The 23049-nt window shown below is 38.7% G+C and carries 22 protein-coding genes; 10 read left to right on the top strand and 12 right to left on the bottom strand.

Features of this window, described 5'->3' with window-relative positions; translation table 11 throughout:
- Positions 1-71: 71 nt before the first annotated feature.
- Positions 72-644 (bottom strand): elongation factor P-like protein EfpL, encoded by a 573-nt coding sequence (gene efpL / locus AC27HL_RS10245; protein WP_487080889.1) that lies wholly within the window; start codon positions 642-644, stop codon positions 72-74.
- A gap of 198 nt (positions 645-842) precedes the next feature.
- Here efpL and AC27HL_RS10240 point away from each other — a divergent pair, with 198 nt between their 5' ends.
- Complete coding sequence (locus AC27HL_RS10240) at positions 843-1412, top strand: hypothetical protein (protein WP_487080888.1); 570 nt, start codon at positions 843-845, stop codon at positions 1410-1412.
- Positions 1413-1535: 123 nt separating this feature from the next.
- Here AC27HL_RS10240 and AC27HL_RS10235 read toward each other — a convergent pair whose 3' ends face one another.
- Positions 1536-2453: a M14 family metallopeptidase gene (locus AC27HL_RS10235; protein ID WP_487080887.1), complete on the bottom strand. Its 918-nt coding sequence runs from the start codon at positions 2451-2453 to the stop codon at positions 1536-1538.
- Between the two features lie 303 nt (positions 2454-2756).
- Between AC27HL_RS10235 and AC27HL_RS10230 the strand changes: the two genes are divergently transcribed.
- The gene (locus tag AC27HL_RS10230; protein ID WP_487080886.1) at positions 2757-3845 is read left to right on the top strand and encodes an OmpA family protein; all 1089 of its coding nucleotides are present in this window, start codon (positions 2757-2759) and stop codon (positions 3843-3845) included.
- Positions 3846-3973: 128 nt separating this feature from the next.
- Positions 3974-4573 (top strand): uracil-DNA glycosylase family protein, encoded by a 600-nt coding sequence (locus tag AC27HL_RS10225; RefSeq protein WP_487080885.1) that lies wholly within the window; start codon positions 3974-3976, stop codon positions 4571-4573.
- Between the two features lie 27 nt (positions 4574-4600).
- On the opposite strand, the gene AC27HL_RS10220 is transcribed toward AC27HL_RS10225, so the two are convergent.
- On the bottom strand, positions 4601-5080 hold the full coding sequence (locus AC27HL_RS10220; RefSeq protein WP_487080884.1) for an acyl-CoA thioesterase: 480 nt from the start codon (positions 5078-5080) through the stop codon (positions 4601-4603).
- Between the two features lie 440 nt (positions 5081-5520).
- On the opposite strand from AC27HL_RS10220, the gene AC27HL_RS10215 reads away from it, so the two are divergent.
- From AC27HL_RS10215 to ybaK, 4 genes are read left to right on the top strand one after another with little or no spacing between them, the layout of a single operon-like run.
- On the top strand, positions 5521-6705 hold the full coding sequence (locus AC27HL_RS10215) for a PqiA/YebS family transporter subunit (protein WP_487080883.1): 1185 nt from the start codon (positions 5521-5523) through the stop codon (positions 6703-6705).
- A complete protein-coding gene (pqiB, locus tag AC27HL_RS10210; RefSeq protein WP_487080882.1) occupies positions 6695-8356 on the top strand; it encodes an intermembrane transport protein PqiB in 1662 nt (553 codons plus the stop codon). Before AC27HL_RS10215 ends, pqiB begins: the two co-directional genes overlap by 11 nt.
- Complete coding sequence (locus AC27HL_RS10205; RefSeq protein WP_487080881.1) at positions 8353-8964, top strand: PqiC family protein; 612 nt, start codon at positions 8353-8355, stop codon at positions 8962-8964. The genes pqiB and AC27HL_RS10205 overlap by 4 nt, the downstream gene beginning before the upstream one ends.
- Before the next feature lie 22 nt (positions 8965-8986).
- Complete coding sequence (ybaK, locus tag AC27HL_RS10200) at positions 8987-9454, top strand: Cys-tRNA(Pro) deacylase (RefSeq protein WP_487080880.1); 468 nt, start codon at positions 8987-8989, stop codon at positions 9452-9454.
- Between the two features lie 46 nt (positions 9455-9500).
- Here the strand turns inward: ybaK and AC27HL_RS10195 are convergent, their stop codons facing one another.
- On the bottom strand, positions 9501-10559 hold the full coding sequence (locus AC27HL_RS10195; protein WP_487080879.1) for a zinc-binding dehydrogenase: 1059 nt from the start codon (positions 10557-10559) through the stop codon (positions 9501-9503).
- 153 nt (positions 10560-10712) lie between these two features.
- On the opposite strand from AC27HL_RS10195, the gene AC27HL_RS10190 reads away from it, so the two are divergent.
- Entirely contained in the window at positions 10713-11174 is a 462-nt protein-coding gene (locus AC27HL_RS10190; protein WP_487080878.1) for a methylglyoxal synthase, read from the top strand.
- Between the two features lie 149 nt (positions 11175-11323).
- Complete coding sequence (locus AC27HL_RS10185; RefSeq protein ID WP_487080877.1) at positions 11324-11731, top strand: hypothetical protein; 408 nt, start codon at positions 11324-11326, stop codon at positions 11729-11731.
- A 38-nt stretch (positions 11732-11769) separates the two neighbouring features.
- Here AC27HL_RS10185 and fdhF read toward each other — a convergent pair whose 3' ends face one another.
- Genes fdhF through fdhD form a run of 3 tightly spaced genes read right to left on the bottom strand, consistent with a single transcriptional unit; the run spans position 11770 to position 17085 of the window.
- Positions 11770-14514, bottom strand: coding sequence for a formate dehydrogenase subunit alpha (gene fdhF, locus AC27HL_RS10180; protein ID WP_487080876.1), 2745 nt, complete (start codon positions 14512-14514; stop codon positions 11770-11772).
- Positions 14507-16174 (bottom strand): NADH-ubiquinone oxidoreductase-F iron-sulfur binding region domain-containing protein, encoded by a 1668-nt coding sequence (locus AC27HL_RS10175; RefSeq protein ID WP_487080875.1) that lies wholly within the window; start codon positions 16172-16174, stop codon positions 14507-14509. Before AC27HL_RS10175 ends, fdhF begins: the two co-directional genes overlap by 8 nt.
- Positions 16159-17085, bottom strand: a complete 927-nt coding sequence (gene fdhD, locus AC27HL_RS10170; protein WP_487080874.1) for a formate dehydrogenase accessory sulfurtransferase FdhD — start codon at positions 17083-17085, stop codon at positions 16159-16161. Before fdhD ends, AC27HL_RS10175 begins: the two co-directional genes overlap by 16 nt.
- A gap of 205 nt (positions 17086-17290) precedes the next feature.
- Between fdhD and AC27HL_RS10165 the strand changes: the two genes are divergently transcribed.
- Positions 17291-18955, top strand: a complete 1665-nt coding sequence (locus AC27HL_RS10165) for a formate--tetrahydrofolate ligase (RefSeq protein WP_487080873.1) — start codon at positions 17291-17293, stop codon at positions 18953-18955.
- A gap of 63 nt (positions 18956-19018) precedes the next feature.
- On the opposite strand, the gene AC27HL_RS10160 is transcribed toward AC27HL_RS10165, so the two are convergent.
- The 5 genes from AC27HL_RS10160 to AC27HL_RS10140 all read right to left on the bottom strand — a co-directional run bounded on the left by AC27HL_RS10160 (position 19019) and on the right by AC27HL_RS10140 (position 22864).
- Entirely contained in the window at positions 19019-19642 is a 624-nt protein-coding gene (locus AC27HL_RS10160; RefSeq protein ID WP_487080872.1) for a 3'-5' exonuclease, read from the bottom strand.
- A 123-nt stretch (positions 19643-19765) separates the two neighbouring features.
- Complete coding sequence (locus tag AC27HL_RS10155; RefSeq protein ID WP_487080871.1) at positions 19766-20233, bottom strand: outer membrane lipoprotein; 468 nt, start codon at positions 20231-20233, stop codon at positions 19766-19768.
- 54 nt (positions 20234-20287) lie between these two features.
- Complete coding sequence (lpoB, locus tag AC27HL_RS10150; protein ID WP_487080870.1) at positions 20288-20890, bottom strand: penicillin-binding protein activator LpoB; 603 nt, start codon at positions 20888-20890, stop codon at positions 20288-20290.
- Between the two features lie 17 nt (positions 20891-20907).
- Positions 20908-21384, bottom strand: a complete 477-nt coding sequence (locus AC27HL_RS10145) for a YcfL family putative periplasmic lipoprotein (protein WP_487080869.1) — start codon at positions 21382-21384, stop codon at positions 20908-20910.
- A 58-nt stretch (positions 21385-21442) separates the two neighbouring features.
- A complete protein-coding gene (locus AC27HL_RS10140) occupies positions 21443-22864 on the bottom strand; it encodes a COG3014 family protein (RefSeq protein WP_487080868.1) in 1422 nt (473 codons plus the stop codon).
- Between the last annotated feature and the right edge of the window lie 185 nt (positions 22865-23049).

The following is a 23049-nucleotide window of genomic DNA, read 5'->3' as shown; positions in this document are numbered from 1 at the left end:
TTCAACATAAAAAAAGCCAACAAAGTTATTGTTGGCTGCAATATAATAGGAGCTGTTGATAATTTGCTATATTACTTATCAGCGCGTCCCATAAATTTACGCTCTTCAGTATTTACTTTAATTTTATCGCCAGTTGAAATATGCTCAGGTACTTGGACAGTTAAACCCGTTGATAAAATTGCAGGCTTAGTACGAGCCGTGGCTGAGCCACCTTTAATGGATGGATCAGTTTCTGTGATCACTAACTCGACACTCGAAGGTAAATCTATAGCAACAGGTGAACCATCAACAAGAATGACTTGTAGACCTTGTGTATCTTCGTTAATAAATAAAACCTCGTCAGCAATTGAAGCTTTATTTAAATTGTATGGCGTATAATCTTCATTATCCATAAAAACATATTCATCGCCGTCGATATATGAAAACATTGATGGTCGGCGTGTTAAGTCAGCAAAATTTAACATTTCTTCTGCTTTAAACGTTTCGTCGACTTTACCGCCAGTAACCACATCGTACATACGCATTCTATAAAGGCTGCCACCAGCACGACCTTGAGGTACAGAACGTTCAATATCACGTACAATCATCACTTTGCCGTTATATTCTATTGCGGCATTCTTCTTTATATCACTTGCTTTTGGCATGGAAAATATTCCTAAATTAATTAATGCTGGAAAAATACCACGTCTTGCAATTTATGCAAGCAATGTTCGCTTCTATCGCTTGTTGTTATAAGCATGCACAAACATTAAATCAAAGTAGCAGCATTTAATTACATGCAAAATCAAACTTTTTACTAGCAACAACGACCTTACTATTAAGTTCACGAATTAAGGCCAAATATGCACACAACTAAAGCACTTGTCATCGCGACTACAGCAATCATTTCTATTTCATTGTTTAGCTATACAACATTTGCTAGCCAAAAGAGTGTTACGCAAAACTACACAATTAAATTGATAGAAGACTGCCAAGTGTTCAAGGAAATACCACTCACGCCAAAGCAAACGCAAGCTTACCTCGCATTAAAAGATGAAGAGGAAATCATGAGAAAATTAGAAGTTCCTATCCCCAAAATTGAACAACAACTTAATAAATATACCTCACAAATAGAACAATTAGCTCAACAGGCTTTTGCTGATTCGGCACAGTCATTGAAAATTAATAAAGCGGCATTAGCGAAGCAAAAGTTAGTGGTTAAAAAACTCAACAAGTTAATAGCATTACATCAAAAAGATTTTGACGCATTAAGCGCACAAGGCAAGCGTATAGGCGCTGTCGCTGATAAGTTCTCTCAACTTATTAAACCAACTATTGCCAACATTGAACATACCCAACTCACCATTAGCCGCCAAGATGAAATTTTTTCAGCTAAATCTTGCAATAGTGAAAACGACTTTATTGCCTTTTAGGGTTAGAAAGCAAAACATAGTGGTTTTCATGGCTATAAAAAAGCTCTGCTTAGTTAGACCATTCAGAGCTTTATTCATATAAATCAATAACTTTTCTTTTCAATATAATTAAAAAGATGCTCGTTAACTTGTCTGTAAATAATGAAGCGCTCCAGTAACAACAGCCACTTGTGCCAGGATACAATTTTCATCATCAACTAACGGACTATCTGGATACACTTCTGTAGTCGTTACATATGGTGCATTGGTTAAGCCCATACACAAACCTAGTTCACGAGCCGCGTAATTAATAACGCCAAATTGCTCTAATGGTACTCCTATGAGCTTTTCATCATTGTCCGCTGGTGCAATATGTGTAACTTTTTCAACCGACTCTATTATCGCCTTTTGGAACTCTGCTTGCGGTTTAGTGCTATCCCCAACTAAATAAAAACCATCAGGAATGTTCCAATTTTTTTGTTCAATTGCATCTCTTGCTGCCAATGCAGGCCTAAATTCACTATTGTCGGTATCGGTTGTTTCATGTAAATCAATATGCGCCAAGAATTCAATTGCTAAAGACTCAATATATTGCATTGCCGCAGCCGATTCTTTTGCAGGACTGTTTTTATAAAATGAACGGTTCGGGTCTATTGCTAAAGGGTTCCAACGGTTAATTGTTTCGTAACCCCATGGGCTAATACACGGCAATACAATAAAATTAAATTCACTTTCAAATAATTGAGCTGATGTTTCTACAAAACGTATAGCGCCCTGTACACCGCTGGTTTCATAGCCATGAACACCACCAGTAATTAAAATAGTCGGTTTATCTGCTTGCCAATTTTTTGATTTCACAGCAAACAAAGGGTAGCTTTTATTTTCATAATCAAGCTGACCGTATTGTTCAACAATGAAGCTTTGCTTTAACACGTCAAGCTTTGCAACAACCTGTTCAGCATAACTTCGTTTAACCGTTTGCGCGCTTAGCCATTGAGCCTTGTGTTCATCAGTCCACTTTTGACCTTTTATGCCAATTGAATACATTGTTTTGTCTGTCATCGAGGTACCTAATTATCTATTTTTAATAGCTATATGTTTAGCCGTAAGTAGGGTTAATTATACCCTGCGTTAATAACTCGCAAGTACTAATTAATTGCAATTATTCATTGTTCTACCATTTTATCAACGAACACACGACCTTAAGCTTTCATTTATTGATATAAATGAATCTTTGGCTAAAAAATTTAACATGCAAAAACAATCTATTTTTCAGATAAATGCTGCAAAAATTTAGTAATTGCAATAAAATGGTTACAATAAAAACAATTTATTAACATTTCTCATATCAAAAGGAATTTTATTGTGCGTCATTCAAAAATATCAACACTGTTAATTTCAAGCTTACTTTGTACATTCGCGGCGAATGCGCAAGAGCAACCTAAAGCAGAAGACCTTATCGGTAAAAGCTACCTTGGTGTTCATGGCATGAGAATGAACACTGATGATGATAGATTAACATGGAATGATACCGACTTTGTAAAACATGCTAATGGTGTAGGTGCTGAGTTTGGCTACCGTTTTTCTGAGCATTCAGAAATAAGACTGTCATATACCCACCTAAATTTAACACTAACTGATTGGGTTCCTGATACGCCATCTGGCAAAAATTATGCTGCCAATTATTTATATTTCCCAAATAAGCAAAACTTTTATGTTATGGGTGGCGCGAGTGTTATTGATGTGATTGACTCAGACTTGTCAGCCAACGTTGGTGCAGGCTACCGTCACTACCTTAGTGAAAGAAGTGCCGTATATTTTGAAGGTAATGGTCATTACCAATTTGACAACAAGTACACAGATTTAAGTGCACAAATTGGTTTCATCTACTTTTTTGGAGATACCGCCAAAAAGGTGGTTCGTTCTACACCTAAACAAGCACCAGTAAAACCAGCACCTGTTGCGCCTGCAGTTGCTAAGCCTATTGATAGTGATAAAGACGGTATAATTGATAGTAAAGACCACTGTAAAGCGACACCAGTGACCGATAAAGTCGACAGCCAAGGTTGTACTATTTTTACTGAAGAAAATGATGAGTTAAATTTACAAGTTAATTTTGACAATTCAAAGGCCATTGTAAAGCCTGAATATTATGACAATATTAAAGTTGCGGCAGATTTCTTAAAGAAATACCCACACACATCATTAGCAATTAATGGCCATACATCAAGCCAAGGCTCAGCAGCATATAATAAAAAGCTTTCGCAACAACGCGCCGATGCTATTGTTGAAGTATTAACAAATGAATTTGGCATTGATGCATCGCGCTTAACGGCTCAAGGGTTCGGTGAAGAGCAATTATTAAACCCAGAAAACAACGCTGTAGCTCATGCTGAAAACAGACGTATAGAAGCAAAAGTAACAGTAAAAAGTAAAGTTGCTGTTAAACGATAATATCTTCTAATCATAAGTTTAAGCGCTGTTACTCACATAAAGTATCAGCGCTTTTTTTTAATTTATACAGCGGTAGAAGAGCGTAAATTTCGACGTCATAACGACCAACATTCCAGTGGTAATAGCCAATGTCAGAGTCATTGAAAATACTATTAAGCAACATAAAGCAATGTACCTTATGTCAGCAAGATTTGCCGCTAGGGGTCAATCCTGTATTGCAGGCTGCCAAATCCGCTAAAATTATTATCGCTGGTCAAGCACCAGGACTAAAAGTACACCAATCTGGTATACCATTTGACGATAAAAGCGGTGAAAGGTTACGCAACTGGCTTGGTGTTAACAAAAGCCAGTTTTATAATAATGAGTTATTTGCCATATTGCCGATGGCATTTTGTTACCCAGGTAAAGGAAAGTCCGGTGATTTACCGCCAAAACCAGTATGTGCGCAACAATGGCGGGAAAAACTATTATGTCAATTACCAAATATTGAGCTTATCATCGCTATAGGCACTTATGCTCAACATTGGCATATAGCAGACAAACAAAAAAACACACTAACCAATACCGTTAAAAATTGGCAATTTTATTTAAAAAACATGTCTCCTGCAGTACTGCCAATTCCTCATCCAAGCCCTCGTAATAATATTTGGCTTAAGAAGAATGCCTGGTTTGAGCTCGAAGTGATTCCAGCATTGCAACAACAAGTGCAAAATATTTTATGTAAATAAAATCTATACTGCTAAAAAACTTCTACTTCATTTCCAACCTAGTTTTTCTACAAAATCATTATCAAGTGTTTTCGCAAATTGCTTCGCTTCAATAGCCACTTGTTCTAACATTACGTCTTCTTCTGAACTCGGTGAATATGAAGGCACTTTAACGGGGAAACCCGACTCATCAATGGCCATAAAAGTAATAAAACAGCGATTAGTTACCACAGAGTTTCCTTCTTTGGGATCGCCAGCCCTTACAGCAACATAAATATGCATACTCGTTTTGCCTGTATGCACAATTTGTGCTTTCACAGTTACCAATTGCCCAACTAATATAGGTCGAATAAAGCGAATACCATTAGCTGAAATCGTGACACAATAGCGCTTACTCCATTTAGCAGCACAGGCATAAGATGCTTGATCTATCCATTTCATCACCATGCCGCCATGAACTTTACCGCCAAAATTCACATCGGTAGGCTCCGCCAAAAAACAAAACTCGATAGAGTTATCTATTTCCATCAGAAATAATCCCCGTTAAATTATTGAATTACTTTAATTAATATAGTCAAAAATAGTATCTTTCCCAGCTCAGCAAGCTAATTAGCTATATTCACCATATTTATTAACTCCTAGTCTTTGTTAATGTTTTTAGCAGTAATTTATTTTTAATGTTAGTAAAGCAGATTGAAGGATGTTTGATTGCTCCGAATAAGTGAGACTCAAATGCTAATAACATTAAAAATAGCCTTACTTTGGGTAGAGAATGGCTGACTTAGATGACCTAGTTGCAGCATTTAACCTAAGTTAAGGCAATTTAACCTCTCAGCTAAATTAATAAACAAAACTCAACCATGCTAGTAAACAAGATTTAATATTTAACGAAAATTGTAATTAAATCAGTCATAATATATGGTAATTTAATTCACTACACGAACATGGGGCTAGGCTCTAAGTCACTTATGCATTTGCAAAACCAAGAATCCCAAACTGGTAAAGTTCAATGCCACGAATGTGCTTTAGTCGTTGCCGTACCTCCCATGGTAGAAAACCAAAAAGCTCAATGTCCACGCTGTGGTTTCACTTTAAGTACCCTGCATAAAAACGCTAACGAACGGATAGTTGCATTTGCAATTACTGCGCTCATATTTTTAATGGCGTCGTTACCTTTTGAATTCTTATCTTTTAGTAGCAATGGTTTAGAAAATAACTTTAATCTTATTTCTAGTTTCGTACGCCTTATTGACAACCAATACCAATTATTAGCCGTTATTGAATTGCTTACCATTTTTGCAATTCCCTCTATAGTGCTGCTGTCCGTTATCTATTTACTTATTCCGATAAATAAAGGTCTGCACCCTAAACATGGTCGAGCTGTGCTCAATTGGGTATTTAAGCTTTTGCCTTGGTGTATGGCTGAAATTTTCCTTATTGGTGCCTTGGTGAGCTTGATTAAAGTAATCTCTATGGCCGATATCGAGTTAGGGCTATCATTTTATGCTTTTACATTATTTTCGTTATCTATGACCTTAGTGGTATTACATATAGATCAACGTCAGTTGTATCAGCAGCTCAGCGAGGTTGAAAAAGCGCATAAAATAGAAAATCAAGAAAGCCGGAATAAAGTTGCTCATGAAGATCCTATTGAGCATACATTAAGCGTTCAAAAAACCTGGGCATACCTCATCACCGCTGTTATTTTATATATACCGGCTAATACGCTACCTATAATGACAACAAGTTTATTTGGCCAAGAAGACCCAAGCACAATAATTGGTGGAGTTATCCTTTTATGGAGCCTTGGCTCCTACCCCATCGCCGCGATTATTTTTATCGCCAGTGTAATAGTGCCGGTTGCTAAAATATTAGTCTTAGCTTGGTTAAATTATAGTGTTCAAAAACAAAGTGATAGATTAAGCTTAGAAAGAGTAAAGTGGTATCGCATGGCTGAGTTTGTCGGCCGTTGGTCAATGATAGATGTTTTTGTAGTTATTGTACTGGCAAGTTTAATACAGCTAGGTCCTACCATGAGTATAACGCCAGGTGCCGCTACTTTAGCCTTTTCCGGCGTGGTAATAATAACCATGCTTGCTGCCATGAGTTTTGAGCCAACATTAATATGGAACAATATAAATAATGATGAATGATGCATCAACACCCGACGCAACAATAAAGCCAGTCAAAACTATCTCAGCAATTTGGCTTATTCCCCTAATAGCGGTATTTATTGGTTGTTGGATGATTTATTACCAATGGCGAAATGAAGGCACTGAAATTATCATTCACTTTGCTACCGCTGAAGGAATGGAAGCTGGTAAAACGAAAATTAAATCGCGCAATGTAGATATCGGTGAAGTTAGCCAAATCGAACTTGATGATAGTGGCACAGGGGTATTTGTCACAGCGAAGATAAAAAAAACAGCTGAGAAATTTCTTGTTGATGACAGCATGTTTTGGGTGGTTTCGCCACAAATATCACATACCGGCGTATCAGGTTTAAGTACGCTTATTTCAGGTGTTTACATTGAAATTTCACCGGGAAAAAGTAGCAACGAACGTGTCGAATTTCAGGCATTAGAATCCCCTCCTGTAACGCCGGTTGGTACACCGGGCTTGCATATTACACTTAATAGTAACGACCAATTTGCTTACTCCAAAGGTGATCCAATCATTTATAAAGGGCTAACGGTAGGACAATTTGAAGATATTTATTTTAACTTTGAAGAGCGCGTGGTGTATTACAATGCTTTTATCAAAGCGCCATACCATCAATTAATTACCAGTAACACCAAGTTTTGGGACGTAAGTGGTTTACGACTCGATTTAAATGCTGATGGAATTTCAGTTAAAACTGGAAATTTTGAAACCATGTTAACCAACGGCGTCACCTTTGGCATTCCAGACGGCATGGAAATTGGTGAAAAAATAGGTGAACGTTCATACTATGATATTTACGCCAACTATGAAGCAGCTGATGATGAGCGATATCGACGCTCTATTGAGTTTGTCGTGTTAGTAAGTGACTCTATCCGAGGTTTATCGGTTGGCGCACCAGTTGAATATCGCGGTGTACAAATAGGTAAAGTTCGATCAACCAATTTAATTCTCTCTCGCCCACAAGATAAGTTAATAAAAGAAGATTTTAAAATCCCAGTATTGATCAGTTTGCAACCTGGCCGTGTCGGATTACCAGATAATGATGAAGGTGAAAACCTAATGTCTGAGCAAAACTTATATTGGATAGAGCACGGCTTAAAGGCGGTACTGCGTACCGGCAATATCCTGACTGGTAGCCTATTTGTTGACTTACAGCATCGTAAAGACCAATCCCTTACTGAAATTGCTATGTATGACAATTACCCTGTTATACCAACCAGCACAGATGACTTTTCACAAATTACTGCAAAAGCCGAGCAGTTTATGGATAATTTAAACAATATCCCACTAAACAATTTATCTGAAAACGCTAATCTACTGATGCAGGAATATACGCAAACGGCAAAAGAGCTGCAGTCGGTCAGTCAAAGTTTAAATAGCGTAATGAGCCAAGTTCAACAGCAAGAAATTAGTAGCCAATTGGCTAAAGCGTTACAAGGAATTAACGCCTTAACAAAAGACTTATCGTCAGGCTCAAAAGGTTACGAAGACTTGCGGGTTACTTTAAAAACCTTAACGGCGACAATGAATGAGCTCAAACCATTATTAAACCAGCTAAAACATAAACCTAATAGCTTAATTTTTAATGACGGTGAAACAATAGAGCCGATACCCACAACGCGCAATGGAGCCAAACAATGAAAACAATCGTAATGCTCACATTATTGTCGATAATTTCGATCACGGCGTGTAGCTCGAATAACACACCTAAAACGCAATACTATTTACTTAACAGTCCAACATTAGCGGCTAAGGTTAAAGAAATTGTAACTCCAGAAAATAAGCAAAAATCAACGGTATCTGTTACTTTGTTTGAACTCCCAGAATACTTGACACAGCCAAGTTTAGTTTTGCAGCTTTCTGATCACCAGCTACACTACTCTCACTTTCATATGTGGGCAGAGCCGTTAAACTTAGGCATTTCTCAAGCACTAAGCCAAGATTTGAATAACCATGAAAGCAACTTTAACTTTATTATTGATGCAAGTATTAATGCCAATAAAAAAGCAGATATCACCTTAAAAATTTCCGCATTTCAGGCCACTCATCAATCGCAAGTTATATTAACAGGAAGCTATTTCATCAATAACCCGTCGCTTATTTCACGTCATAAAACTCGCACAAACCAGTTTAACATAGCAGTTGATTTAGTTAGCGATGGTTACCCTCATGCTGTCGAAAAAATGCGTCAAGCAACACAGTTACTTGCTAAAAAAATAACCGATAACCTTACAAAGGTTAACCAATGAAAACCAGAAATGTTTAACACTAATGACACCTGCCATTATCCAACTAGATAAGTTGTCTGTTCGCTACAAGCTGCATCATTACCAGCATGATGCAAACTGCAACTCGTTTGGTATGGAAGCCGTTGAAAAGTTAAATGTTGCTAAGGAAGTCGTTTTTAAAACCTTGGTTGTTAGTGTCGACAACAGTTACCTTGCAGTGGCCATTATTCCTGTAGCTGACTCTTTAAGTTGCAAAAAAGTTGCAAAAAATTTGCATGCTAAAAAAGTCAAAATGGCTGAAGCTAATATAGTACAAAATTCGACTGGCTATGTACTTGGTGGTGTCAGCCCATTAGGACAGAAAAAACTATTAAAAACCATTATTGATATTAGCGCCCGCACTATTGAAACATTGTTTATTAGTGGTGGTAAACGAGGGTTAGAAATAGAATTAGCGCCAAGTTGCCTAAGTACAATACTCAAGGCAAATTTTGTCGATATAACCGCCTGAACTGAAAACCTTAGCCATTTGATAAAAAGTTAACAGTCCTTAATCATCATTCTAGTGATTCATGCTGTTGTGGCATTAATATCACCTTGCCGTCACTTTTATGTTTTGCATAGTGATCAAGTGCTTCACCAAACTTATCAAAACCAACCTTGGCATAAATATCGGTTTTGAAAATACCTTGCGCAAATAACTTCTGCACTTTTGTGCTCAATGCTAACACCTTAAGTGGAGAAGCATCTGACATATATTTGGCCAGCCAAAAGCCTTCAATACGAATATCTCTAAATATCACATCTGCAACACTAAACATGCCACCAACGGGATCATAGGTTTCGGTTAGCCGGCCATACACAATCGCCGTAGAGCTATTAGGCATCGCCTTTAACAATCTCGGGGTATCTTCTGCGGCGACGGCATCAAGTAACACATTCGCATTCAATAGCTTAGTTGCTCGCTTTAATTTTTCATCAAAATCTTGGTTTGAAGTTAGAAGAACTTTATCTGCGCCCAAGGCTTGTAGTACCGAAACATTGCTTTCACTGCGTACCGAGGCAATGGTTTTTATACCTTTGAGCTTAGCGTAACGAATCGCGCCTTTGCCAACTTGGCTTGCTGCTGCATTTATAACAATTGCTTTTGCCCCCAACTCAATCGCTCGTTCAACCAAACATACTGAAGTGCAAGGGTTAACAATAATAGTTGCCGCTTGCTCATCAGATAGTTCTTTTCGCACTGGCAGACAAAAATTTGCTTTGGTAATAGCATACTCTGCCCAAACGCCATCATTGCCTGGCTGCGCAGATACTGCAACACGTTTGCCCCGCAACCATTTACCGTAAAGTCCTGCATTTGCATCTACTACAAGGCCACACCCCTCAAAACCAACAAATGCATTTTCATTCGGCGCGACACCATATTTCCCTAATAAATAGACTAAATCAGATGGGTTAACTGGTACCGCCAACATTTTTATTAATACTTGCCCTTTCTTTAACTTAGGTAAGCATTTTTCGGTTAAGAATATTCGCTGTGATGATGTCAATTCGCTATTATCGCTAAGCTTCAATGCCAGGCCTTTAACGTAAGTTCTCGCTTGTTCAGACAATCTAATTTCCTGTTTATTCTTAATTAAATTTGCTATTGAGCATACAGAAGAAAACTTAGATGAGAAATAGCTAAGCTATAAATTAACTTTATTGCCAAAATTAATTGAATCATGACAAACTCAAAATATTGGCCAGAATGATTAGAGAAAAATATGTATTACAAACAAGTAGCCTCAGCAAAATTTAAGTCTATCGCTTTAGTTGCACACGATAATATGAAAGCTGACTTATTAGCTTGGTGTCAAAAATACCAGAATAAATTAATGATGCACAACTTGTATGCTACTGGCACAACCGACAATCTATTAGCGTCTGAAACCAAACTTGATATTAACAAGCTTATCAGTGGCCCTTTAGGTGGCGACCAACAAATAGGCGCAAAAATCACTGAGCAAGAAATAGATATGCTAATTTTCTTTTGGGATCCACTTCAGGCGCAACCGCACGACCCTGATGTTAAAGCCTTACTAAGACTCGCTGCTGTTTGGAATATACCTGTTGCATGCAATGAAGCCACCGCAGATTTTATTATCAACTCGTCGTTATTTAGCAATGAATATAAAAAATCCATTCCTGACTATCAACACTACATCAGCCAACGTACCAGTGATTAATCGCACCTTCCCAAAAGTAAGCAAAACAGTTCACTAGTTTAAAGGGGTAAATATTGTGTTTTGCAATCGATATGTATTTGAACAAATATACAATATAACCTATATTTAGCACCTTGAAATCAAATCTCAATTTAGGAACTAAATAGGTTATGCGTATTACCACTAGCTTTGGTCAAATTAACATTATTTCCCCGAATATTGCCGAAATTATTATTCGCCAAGGTATAGAAATATCACTAGAGCTAGTGGAAGAGTATGAAGCAATAATGAGTGAATACTTCGTGAACAGCTACGCGGTATTAGTTAATAGAGTTAACCAATATAGTTATGCTTTTGAAGCCTTGCTCTGTGTTGGTTCAAGCAAGAACCTAGTCGCTGCCGCTGTTATTAATTACAGTGCAGCAAGCGCACAGCAAACAAAAGACTTACAAGCTGTTCGCCAATTCGACAATTTAAGCATTAAAGAGTTTTCAGGCCTTGAACTCGGCAGAGAACATGCATTAACTTGGCTTAATGAACAATTAGTAAAGCAAGAAACTAGCGAGATAACTCAATAATTATCTCGCTTATTTTCTCTTAGTAATGACACATTTTCTTAAACCGCTTCAATACCTACTGATACCACTTTATATTCAGGGCATTTAGTGTGCTTGTCGGTAACATCACCCGTAACGCGGTTGATCATCAACTCGGGAAAATGGAAAGTGGTGAACAATATACCTTGATTAACTTTATCACTGACTTGCGCTTTTAAAACAATTTCACCGCGAGCGGAAAATAACCGAACTTTACTGTCGTTTAAAATTTTCTTCTGCTCAGCATCTCGGCTGTTAATCAATAATACATCTTCGCTAACAATATCACCGTTACCGGTACGTCTGGTCATAGTGCCACAATTGTAGTGCTCTAAATTACGACTAGTGGTAAGAATATAAGGAAATGCCTGGCTATTTTTCTCAATTTCTACACTTTCTTCAAAAGGATAAAAATGAAAACGCCCCAAACCACGTTTAAATGACTCAGTATGCAAAATTTTTGTATCCTGACCGCCCTTTACAACTGGCCATTGCAAACCATTTTCGCCTAAATTGTCCCACGTAATGCCAGCAAAAAATGGCACTATTTGTGATATCTCTTCTAGCATAGTCTCAGCTTGATAATCAGCTTGCGGATAACCTAAAGCATTCATCATTTCGACAATAATTTGGCCATCAGTTTTACAGCCTGTTTTAGGAGGTACCGCGGCATTTACCTTCTGCACTCGACGCTCACCATTAGTGAAAGTACCATTTTTTTCTAAAAACGAGGTTCCTGGCAATACTACGTCTGCCATTTTCGCCGTTTCTGACATAAAGATTTCTTGTACTATCAATAGGTCTAAGTTCGATAAACTAGCCACAACATGCTGCTGGTTCGGGTCGGTTTGTACTACATCTTCACCTAAAATCCATAATGCTTTTAAATCACCTGCGAGCGCAGCGTTAAACATTTCTGGAATTTTATAGCCAATTTCTTTTGGCATATCCGCATGATAATGCGACTGATAATATTGATGGTTTTCATCGCTATCAACCGGAAAATACCCTGCCCCCTGATGAGGCTGACAGCCCATATCAGCAGCGCCTTGCACATTATTTTGACCACGTAATGGGTTCATGCCAACACCAGGACGACCAATATTACCCGTTAACATGGTTAAGTCAGCAATACACATAATCGCACGGCTACCTTGCGAATGTTCGGTAACTCCTAAACCATGAAAGCTCATGGCATTCCCTGCCATTGCATACGCTATAGCGGCATCTTTAACGAGTGTTTTATCAACGCCAGCAATAGTCGCCAGTTCGTTAATATCAAGTGCCATAATGGCATCATGATAACTTTGATATTCCTCAGTGCGGTTATCAACAAAGCTGATATCAACAAGGCCAGCTTCAATAATAAAGTATGCCATCATATTTAGCACAGCAACATTGGTACCGGGGCGTAATTGAATATGCCATTGAGCATATCGTGCTAGCTCAGTTTCTACTGGATCAATTACGATTAACGGCGTTCCTTTCATTACTTTTTGCTTTATTTTTGCACCAGTAACTGGGTGTGCCGCCGTTGGGTTAGCGCCAATAAGCATAATAAATTCAGTATGCTTGATATCATCTATCGAGTTAGTTGCCGCTCCAGTACCAAAACTTTTTTGCATGCCATACGCGGTTGGTGAATGGCAAACACGAGCACAGCAATCAATATTATTGGTCCCCAAAATAACGCGGATCATTTTTTGCAACAGGTAATTCTCTTCATTGGTACAACGTGCAGACGAAATTCCTGCAATAGCATCACTACCGTGTTCAGCTTTAATTGATAATAAACGCTCGGCTAAATATTCAAATGCTTGTGACCAAGAAACCTGTGTTAACTCGCCTTCAATACGAATTAATGGTGAAGTTAGGCGATCAGGGTGATTATAAAATCGCCACGCATAACGCCCTTTCAAACACGTATGTCCGGCATTTACCTCCGCATCTTTCGGCGCTTCAATTGAAAGTATTTGATTATCTTTTACCGAAACCTCTAAGTTACAACCAACACCGCAGTAGGAACATATAGTGCGAATTTTATCAGCGTCTGGTGTTCTATTAGCGCGAAATACATCGCTTATGGCTCCGGTTGGGCAGGTTTGTGCACAAGCTCCACAAGAAACACAATCAGAATCACTAAAACTAACATCTTGACCTTTAATGATCCTTGTATCAAATCCGCGACCAACGGCTGATAATACCTGTTCACCTTGTATTTCGTCACAAGCACGCACACAGCGATTACAATCAATACACAAAGATAAATCCATGCGCATATATGGATGTCCATCATCTTTACTGACGGCTGGCAATGAATCACGGCTTTGTTTACCTCTACTTTGGCCATTACCAAAGCGAATTTCTCTGACACCCGTTGCAACAGCAACATCTTGCAATTCACAGTAATTGTTTGACGGACATTCTTCACAATTATCTGGATGATCGCTCAATACCAATTCAACAATATTTTTCCGCAACTTTTCTACACGAGTTGAATTGGTAAAAATGTGCATACCATCTGAAATTGGCGTATGACACGACGCCATCACCTTTCTAGGGCCATCAGCAGATAAAGCAATATCTACCGAGCAAACACGACAACTTCCGTACGCATCTAAGCGAGTGTCATCACATAAGGTTGGAATTTTATGCTGATCAATTTGTTCAAGTCGTCGGCTAAAGTCTAAAACAGTTTCACCAGATGTAATTTCATGAGCAATGCCATTTAAAAATGCAATCTTTTTATCAATAGAGTTAGACATGAGCTTGCTCCGATGTAGTAACATTTTGCTTAATATATGGTCGAATTTCTTCAGAAAAATACTGCAATATATTTTGAATAGGCAATGGCACGCCACCACCTAAAGCGCACAACGAGCCTAACTGCATGGTCTCTAATAAATCATCCAGTAACTCTTGGTCAAGTAACTGTTTGCCCGCTATGGCATCTTGCACCATTTCTTGGCCTCGCACTGAGCCCAATTTGCATGGATAACATTTACCGCATGACTCCGCGGCGGTGAATTCAAATAAATGCTCAATATAGTCAATCATAGATAGTGGCTCAGGCAAGCCAATCACACTAGCATGACCCAGTAAAAAACCATTTTCTGCAAATGATTCAAAGTCTATAGTTAAATTATCTACCGCTGAAATAGGCACCACACCGCCTAATGGCCCACCAATATGCAAAGCTTTTAAAGGTTTAGAGAAACCGCCTGCCATAGTAAAAAGCTCCGCCAATGGCATGCCCATGGCAACCTCATATATACCTGGCTTTTTAAAACTTCCATCTAATGAAACCAACTTACTGCCGGTTGATTTACCATTCCCTAAGGCCAAATATTTATCATCACCTGCACTTAAAATAAAATTAATAGAGGCAAAAGTTTCAACATTATTTAAAATGGTTGGACAACCAAACAAGCCACTTTGTGTTGGAAATGGTGGCCGAACCGACACTAGTGGCCGCTGCCCTTCAATCGAGCGTAATAATGCAGTTTCTTCACCACAAATATAGGCGCCAGCACCGCGAATAATTTTAAAGCTAAAATTGAAAGTTATATCTTTTAACAAGTTTAACGCTTGAAACTCAACTATGGCTTGTTCAGTGGCTCTGATTGCCTGTGGGTACTCATCACGAATATAAAGAACACCTGTTTGTGCGCCCGATAAAAAGCCCGCCATTAACATGCCAAAGAGTACTGAATGAGGACGTTGTTCTAATAGATATCTATCACTAAACGCACCAGCATCACCTTCATCAGCATTACAAACAATGTATTTTTCATCGCCTACCACATCGCGGCACGAACGCCACTTAAAGCCAGTGGGAAAACCTGCACCACCACGTCCGCGTAAGCCAGAGTCAGTAATTTTTTGCAACAATTCATCAATATTATGTTGCGCTATAGCCTCAGTAAAAACATGGTAATATTGAGCAACATCAGGTATTTCAGCTGTTAATATAGGTTGCGATAAACTTGATTCAACATGGTAATGCTCTAAAGATGTTTTACTACCCGCATCCACAATTTCTGCTAAATGTTCAATATCGCCGCCGGAATAGTTTTCTTTATTGATTTGAAAAGCACTATTTTCTGCACAACGCCCTAAACAAGTCACATGACCAATTTCATCTGCTTGATAATAAGCCTGCAATTTTGTCATAACATCGGCTTGTGTTGCTGCACACATACAAGACGAGCCATTACAAACATAGGCTTTTTTATTGGCATTGTCGCCATCAATAAAGTCATAAAAACTCGCCGTACCGTGAACAATAGCTTCACCAATGAGTATTTTTTTTGCTAACGCCTTGCGCTCTGCTTTTGACTTAGAGTCTTCACCAATAGCAAGCTCTTGAAATAAGGTGTGATCAATGCCTTGACGTTTCGCCAATGCCGTTAAATTTTTTGACATGCTTCCTCCAATGGCAATAATCGCCAATCACCATGGTATAAATTAAATCCGCTTTTTGAGGTAAAGCCAATTAAAGTTAAATTAAAACGTTTAGCTGCTAATACTGCCAACTCAGATGGCGCGCCTACAGCAATAAGCACAGGAATACCTGCCATCACCGTTTTCTGTACAATTTCAAAACTTATTCGCCCACTTACCAGCACGCAGTGCTGCGATAAGCTAATATCACTTTGCATTAAACGAGCACCAAGCAGTTTATCTAAAGCATTGTGACGACCAATATCTTCTTTGATGTCAATCACCTCACCCGTTTCGTTAAATAAAGCGGCGGCATGTGATCCCCCCGTTTGCACAAACTGAGATTGCTGCACACGCATATGTTCAGGCATTGCACATACAGTCGCAAATGATAGCCAATGTTTAGCGTCATTTAAGCTCGGCGGGTTTTTCAGCTCTAATGACTTTAATGATGTACTGCCACATAAACCACAGCTACTATATGTTATCTGAAAGCGTTCAAGCGACTTTATATCAGGTATCACGCCAGCATTAAGTTTTACTTCCCACTGGTTATCAAATTTCGCATTGCTAGCCGAGCTAACATTTTCATCATCAATTTCTGGTAAAATGCTCTCTAGCTGATGATTACTCTTAATCACACCTTCCGAGAGCAATAACCCGGTAATTAACGCCCTATCATTACCCGGTGTACGCATGGTGATTGAAAATACTTGACTCAAGTAGTCAGTATTGTCTGCTTCTTGCCATAACAACCTTATTTGTAAAGGTTGCTCAACAATCACGTGATCAGATTCCAGTACTCGGCTAGTCGCATGATAACGAAACTTACTCAGCTCCGTTGTAGCTGTGCATTCGGGAACAATGACGGGTACAGAAGTATTAATATTCATACAGGCTTAAAATATAAACAACGTAAAATAAATCTTTATTGATAGTACCTTGTAACTTTCATAGTGGAAAGCAGACGCTACTATTGTCTCGCTTTATAAATCAATAAATCGTATAGCTTTTGTTGCAAATCAACTAATGCTCGGTAAATTAAGTATAGATTAGCTTCACTAACGTTAATAACTATTACAAAATTTAGGAAAGCATATGGCCACCGATGTAGAAATTGCACAACAGTTTACCCCGCGACCTATCACTGAAATTAGTGATGCCTTAAATATTTCACCAGAAGATTTAAACCCTTATGGTCGCGATATCGCAAAAGTTGACGTTAACGCACTAAAAAAGCCTCAAGGTAAAAATGGTCGACTAATCTTAGTGTCAGCCACCACACCAACCCCATCAGGAGAAGGGAAAACCACCACGACTATAGGTTTGGGACAAGCTTTTACGCAACTTAATGAGTCCGTATGTTTGGCATTACGTGAACCTTCTTTAGGACCATGCTTAGGTATGAAAGGTGGCGCAACGGGTGGCGGCTACAGCCAAATAATGCCAGGGGATCGCATCAACTTACATTTTACTGGCGACTTTCACGCAATCACCAGTGCTAACAACTTATTATCTGCTGCAATTGATAACCATATATATCAAGGAAACGACCTACACATTGACCCACGCCAGATTGTTTGGCGTCGTGTTATGGACATGAATGATCGTAGTCTTCGAAAAATTGTCTTAGGTTTAGGTGGCAAAATGCAAGGTATACCGCGCGAAGGCGGTTTTGATATTACCGCCGCATCAGAAGTTATGGCAATGCTTTGCTTAGCCAATGATGCTAAAGATTTAAAAGCACGCTTAGACCGAACATTAATTGGTTACACATACGACGGAGAGCCTGTTGTTGCCAAGCAACTTAATATTACCGGCGCTATGATGGCCTTGCTACGTGATGCCCTACAACCTAATTTAGTACAGAGTTTTGAAGGTACACCTGCCTTTGTTCATGGCGGCCCTTTTGCCAATATTGCCCATGGATGTAACAGTGTTATTGCCACTAAAATGGCCATGCATCATGCTGACTGGGCAATTACCGAAGCAGGTTTTGGTTTTGATTTAGGGGCAGAAAAATTCTTTGATATTAAATGTCGTATTGCAGAACTCGACCCTGATGTGGTGGTACTCGTTACTACCGTTCGCGCCTTAAAAATGCATGGCGGTAAAAATAAAAATAATTTAGTAGAAGAAGATATAGCAGCGGTTCAGCAAGGTTTAGAAAATTTAGACAAGCACATTGAAAGTGTTGCACTTTTTAATAAACATGCGGTAGTTGCATTAAACCGTTTTGCTACCGATACAGACGACGAAATCGGTATAATCCGCAATCGCTGTATTGAATTGGGCGTATCTTTTTCAGAAAGTAATCACCATGCAGAAGGTGGTAAAGGTGCCGTTGATTTAGCTAAAATGGTAATGTCTGCTGTCGATAAGAGTAAGCCTTTTATTCCTCTATATCAGCTCGATGAACCCGTGCTAGAAAAAGTAAGAATAGTTAGCCAAGCCATGTATGGTGCTGACGATGTTGCTTTCTCAAAGCAAGCAGAAAAAGACCTTAAGCATGTTGAACAACTTGGCCTAACCCATTTACCCATATGTATTGCTAAAGCGCCAAGCTCGTTATCTGACGATCCATTATTACACGGTCGACCTCGTGATTTTGAAGTAACAGTAAGCTCAATTCAAATTAACGCCGGTGCAGGTTTCTTAGTCGTATTAACGGGGAATATTATGCGCATGCCTGGTTTACCAAAACACCCTGCAGCAAATGATGTCGAACTACTCGACAACGGTGTAATAGTAGGCGTCGAATAAATAACAGGAACAAAAATTTCTAATATTAATTAGGGCATATTCATATGCCCTTTTATTTATCTATCAAAGTAAAGAAGCTGCAAATTTATTCAATAATTTAGGTACTTGCGCCTTTGGCGTTTTAGCAATACGTTGAATTAAACTAAAAGGAATTTCTTCAATACCATAATGCTCACTAATATCATCAAGAATTGTTAGCCAGAGTTTCGCTGTCATTTGAGCATCGAACAAGGCTCGGTGAAAATCGCCATCAGCTGCAATATTCTTATAATCTATTAAAGTGCCCAACCTGTGATTAGGCGCTTGTTGATAAATACGGCGCGAAACTAATAACGAACAGCTAAATTCACCAACTACCTCGCGGCCGATACGAGAGAACTCAGCTGCTAGAAAACGACCATCAAAAGATGCATTATGGGCAAGTAAGTTACTATCGCCAATAAAATCGGCAAAGTCTGCCATCACATTTTCACAAGGCGGCGCAGGTGCTAACATGCGATTAGTAATACCAGTATAGTTTTCAATAAAACTGTTAATGCGTCGCCCTGGGTTCATCAAAGCCTGAAATTTATCAACTTCAATACCGTTTTCAAGTTTCACCGCACCAATTTCAATTGCTCGATCACCTTGGTCAGGCGACAAACCTGTGGTTTCAAAATCGAGTACCACAATAGAGTTTGCTAGCAACTACCTATCCCCTAGCATTTATTCATAAAACCTAGATAAATTATCGCATAGTTCATACGTGTTGCCACTAGTATTAAAGCAAAAGATAGTCCTTGCCCCACGAAAACATTAAACCTGAAAAAACTACATTTGCTTATCTATTCTTACCGAGCCATTCGCTAAATAAACCATACGAATTTTATCTTTTGGCTGAAATAACATTTTGCGATCTAGGTCTTGTACCACCATATATTCATCGCCATTTTCCACTCTGATCATCAATTCAACTAAATGCAGTGTCCTTTCGCGATATTCAGGATTACGATTATGAGCAACTGAACCACCAATAATAGCGCCTAATATAGTGGCAACATCGCGGCCACTACCGCTGCCAAATTGATTACCTATCGCGCCGCCAATCAATGCGCCACCAAAAGTTTTCCAACCTTGGTTTTTGTCTCGAATAAGTTCTTGCTCAGTTATATTACGCACCGACATTACTTGCCCAAATAAAACCTTTTCCACAGGTACCGCTTTATTTCTATCATAGTCAGCTTGTGCAAAAGGTATTAATGCTAACCAGCACATTAACGATAAGTAAATTGCTTTCATACCGCTCTCCTTATTTATCATTTAGCTAGTGCTTATTTTGGCACTAGCTAAAAGCTACCAACCTACTGATTCTTTCGCTTTTGTTTTACGAATTTCTGTTTCATCTGCCCACTCAACCAGGCCACTTTCAAGATCCATTAAACGTAAGGTAAATTTATAATAAACATCTGACTTATCTTGGTTGCTTTTAACAATACTCGATAAGTTGCCGTAAAGCATATATTGTGCGCCAATTTGACGACCAAACTGCAATGCTTTGTTTGGGTCAACCATGCCACCTTCATGTTGAAATTTTAACTGCTCACGCGCAGCTTCAACACGCCCCATATCAACAAAGCGGAATTTTCCTGAGCGCAATAATTTGGTTGAAATAGAGTCGGTAATTGACTCAGTGTCGATATGTTCGCTGGTTTTGTTTTTTAAGCGCTCAACAAACATCACTGGGCGTTTATTTTGCGTTAAGCTACCAACAACAGGAGACAGTAATAATGAGTCAGTCATTTCAGCGGCCACTTTTTGTAAATCAGTTGAGCCAAAGTTAATGTCTGTAGTTTCTACTGCTGTCGCATCGCCGTAGCGGACAACAGATTTGTTAGCACAACCAACGGCAAGCGTTAGTGTTAAGCCTAGGGTTGTAATCAGTGCTAATTTATTCATAATTTTTTCCTTAACTATTAATATTCGTATGCTTTTTCAGGTATTTCACGAACATAAATACTAAACGTACTAACATTTATGTTTGGTGCCAAACCTCTTAATGTCGTTGACTGAAGCCCGTGTAAATCTAGTGGCTTCCAAGGTGTTTTTCTTGACTCGATAACGAAACCATCACTGTCAAACCAATTGAAATGGTATTGCAGTTTTTGTGATTTTTCGTAGCGGCTAATTAACTCTAAGTTTACCTCTAGCAAACCATTAACTTTTCGTGACTTAACATCACTAATGTATAACCGGTCGGCAAGCTCATCATTATGAATTTCAAGGTGTTGATTAAAGTCATCTCCTTGTGTCATTTGGCTTGTACCTGTACCTGACGTTACAGGAGGCTTGTTATTAGCACATCCGGCAATAACAAAAGCACTGAGTAATATCACACTTAAACTGTGAGTAATTTTTTGGCTCGTTGTTTTACTACTTTGACTATTTAACATAATTCCTCCTGGCTAATATTCTCTTATATCAATGGTAGAGCGCCGTGATTTTATCTCGCTATAAGTTAATACTCTGATAGTTAGTGTTATTACCTATAGCAGAAAAATTAATTAAGGTTATTCTATTAGCTTGCACATTTACCTCGATATTTTGCATTTGACCATTAACCTGTACTTGCAAAATTTGTTTGCCCGCTGGCACATTCATTCGCACAATATCCACTTCATCAGCTAAGGTTGACCAACTGCGAGTATCCGCCTTTTCTGAGGCGATGTTATAAATACTCGCTAAAATATTGCCAACATCACCAGCTTCACGATTAAGCTTTTGTCTCATTTGCTCTTTTGCAACAACTCGCACAACTTGTCGGGTTAATAATGCCGGTAACTGATCTTGTAAATCTTTCGCTGCTAATGACTGAATACGAACAATTTCATTCGACTCATATGTTTCGCCATTTAAATGTACCGTTACATTGTTATGTGTCGGTAACGCTCCGCGATATACAGGCAAAGAGAAACTAAAAAACTTTACACCACGATTACTACGCCCTACCGGTAAATTTAAGCCAACGTCTTGTTTACTACTTACTATATCTCGTTCAATCAGTATAACTACCTGACCCTGCTGTGTTGCTTCCGGCGACCGATATAGACCAAAACGTTGTTGAAAGTCGTCTAAATCATCTTGCATACCTAACTTGGTTGCTAGTCGTAAAACATCTTGCTGTAAGTATTGGTTTTGGGGGTAAATCTCTATTGCCCGTTTGTAATCAATGTAGGCATCGTTTAGTTCGCCACTTGCCTCGTATAAAATGCCAGAAAGATAGAATGTAAAAGCATTTTGAAAACCATTTTTAACCTCGCCAATACTCGCTGCCATACTTGGGTAGGCATTATCTAAACTGTCAGTGCTCATTCCTGATTTATAAAGTTCATCTTCAGCTTTATAAATTTCATTTTGATACGCTTTTAAGGCATTTTCTTGTACTAAATTTGCCCGACGTATTTCAACTAATGCCCCTTCAAAATCACGCTGATACAAATAATTTAGTGCTTGATAACTATGTAACATCCCCTGTTCGTAGTAAGGCACCTGATAAGAAATCACATTATCATTGCTTACCACAGCACCAAGTTTTTCAATACCTTTACTTATTTGAACTTTCGCTTTGTTGCGTTGTACTTCAATTTCTGCGTAAGCTTTTTCAAAGCTTTCTTGGCTCGCTTGCCAGTTTGCCGCTAAAAATTGTAAGCGCCCTCTTTCTAGTAAGTTCAGCACATAACTATTATTACTTGCCGCCCGCTCTCCTAAAAGGTTTTGCGCTTTGACAAAGTCACCTTGGCGCTGAGCCAATTTTACCGGCCGCATTTGGCTACCATAGCCTTGAAAAAGATCAGCCAGTTGTAGAGATGCACAACCCGATAACACAGAAAATGAAAGAGCAATAATAATACGCTTAGAAAAATACTTACTCATATACAATAAATTGACTTCCATATAGTTTTGTCGCGTGGTTTTTAATGAGCACAATGATAAAACACTTAACGTAATTCTCTGTCATGTTACGTAAGTTTATGTAAACTTTTGTCCGCTGCGGTTATCTATAAAGTATAGCTATTATAGACGACTAGCAATCAATACTTTGTTGGGAAAATGTAAGA

The sequence above is a fragment of the Colwellia aquaemaris genome (assembly GCF_057548755.1).
Note: the sequence above shows the minus strand (reverse complement) of the source record. Positions and strands in the feature narration are given on the sequence as shown.

Excerpts from the sequence above, each read along its gene's own strand:
- efpL (WP_487080889.1), bottom strand. The coding sequence starts at position 644 with ATGCCAAAAGCAAGTGATATAAAGAAGAATGCCGCAATAGAATATAAC.
- AC27HL_RS10225 (WP_487080885.1), top strand. The coding sequence starts at position 3,974 with ATGTCAGAGTCATTGAAAATACTATTAAGCAACATAAAGCAATGTACC.
- ybaK (WP_487080880.1), top strand. The coding sequence starts at position 8,987 with ATGACACCTGCCATTATCCAACTAGATAAGTTGTCTGTTCGCTACAAG.
- fdhD (WP_487080874.1), bottom strand. The coding sequence starts at position 17,085 with ATGAATATTAATACTTCTGTACCCGTCATTGTTCCCGAATGCACAGCT.
- pqiB (WP_487080882.1), top strand. The coding sequence starts at position 6,695 with ATGATGAATGATGCATCAACACCCGACGCAACAATAAAGCCAGTCAAA.
- AC27HL_RS10190 (WP_487080878.1), top strand. The coding sequence starts at position 10,713 with ATGTATTACAAACAAGTAGCCTCAGCAAAATTTAAGTCTATCGCTTTA.
- AC27HL_RS10155 (WP_487080871.1), bottom strand. The coding sequence starts at position 20,233 with ATGAAAGCAATTTACTTATCGTTAATGTGCTGGTTAGCATTAATACCT.
- AC27HL_RS10235 (WP_487080887.1), bottom strand. The coding sequence starts at position 2,453 with ATGACAGACAAAACAATGTATTCAATTGGCATAAAAGGTCAAAAGTGG.
- fdhF (WP_487080876.1), bottom strand. The coding sequence starts at position 14,514 with ATGTCTAACTCTATTGATAAAAAGATTGCATTTTTAAATGGCATTGCT.
- AC27HL_RS10215 (WP_487080883.1), top strand. The coding sequence starts at position 5,521 with ATGCATTTGCAAAACCAAGAATCCCAAACTGGTAAAGTTCAATGCCAC.
- lpoB (WP_487080870.1), bottom strand. The coding sequence starts at position 20,890 with ATGAATAAATTAGCACTGATTACAACCCTAGGCTTAACACTAACGCTT.
- AC27HL_RS10185 (WP_487080877.1), top strand. The coding sequence starts at position 11,324 with ATGCGTATTACCACTAGCTTTGGTCAAATTAACATTATTTCCCCGAAT.
- AC27HL_RS10240 (WP_487080888.1), top strand. The coding sequence starts at position 843 with ATGCACACAACTAAAGCACTTGTCATCGCGACTACAGCAATCATTTCT.
- AC27HL_RS10145 (WP_487080869.1), bottom strand. The coding sequence starts at position 21,384 with ATGTTAAATAGTCAAAGTAGTAAAACAACGAGCCAAAAAATTACTCAC.
- AC27HL_RS10205 (WP_487080881.1), top strand. The coding sequence starts at position 8,353 with ATGAAAACAATCGTAATGCTCACATTATTGTCGATAATTTCGATCACG.
- AC27HL_RS10140 (WP_487080868.1), bottom strand. The coding sequence starts at position 22,864 with ATGAGTAAGTATTTTTCTAAGCGTATTATTATTGCTCTTTCATTTTCT.
- AC27HL_RS10165 (WP_487080873.1), top strand. The coding sequence starts at position 17,291 with ATGGCCACCGATGTAGAAATTGCACAACAGTTTACCCCGCGACCTATC.
- AC27HL_RS10175 (WP_487080875.1), bottom strand. The coding sequence starts at position 16,174 with ATGTCAAAAAATTTAACGGCATTGGCGAAACGTCAAGGCATTGATCAC.
- AC27HL_RS10220 (WP_487080884.1), bottom strand. The coding sequence starts at position 5,080 with ATGGAAATAGATAACTCTATCGAGTTTTGTTTTTTGGCGGAGCCTACC.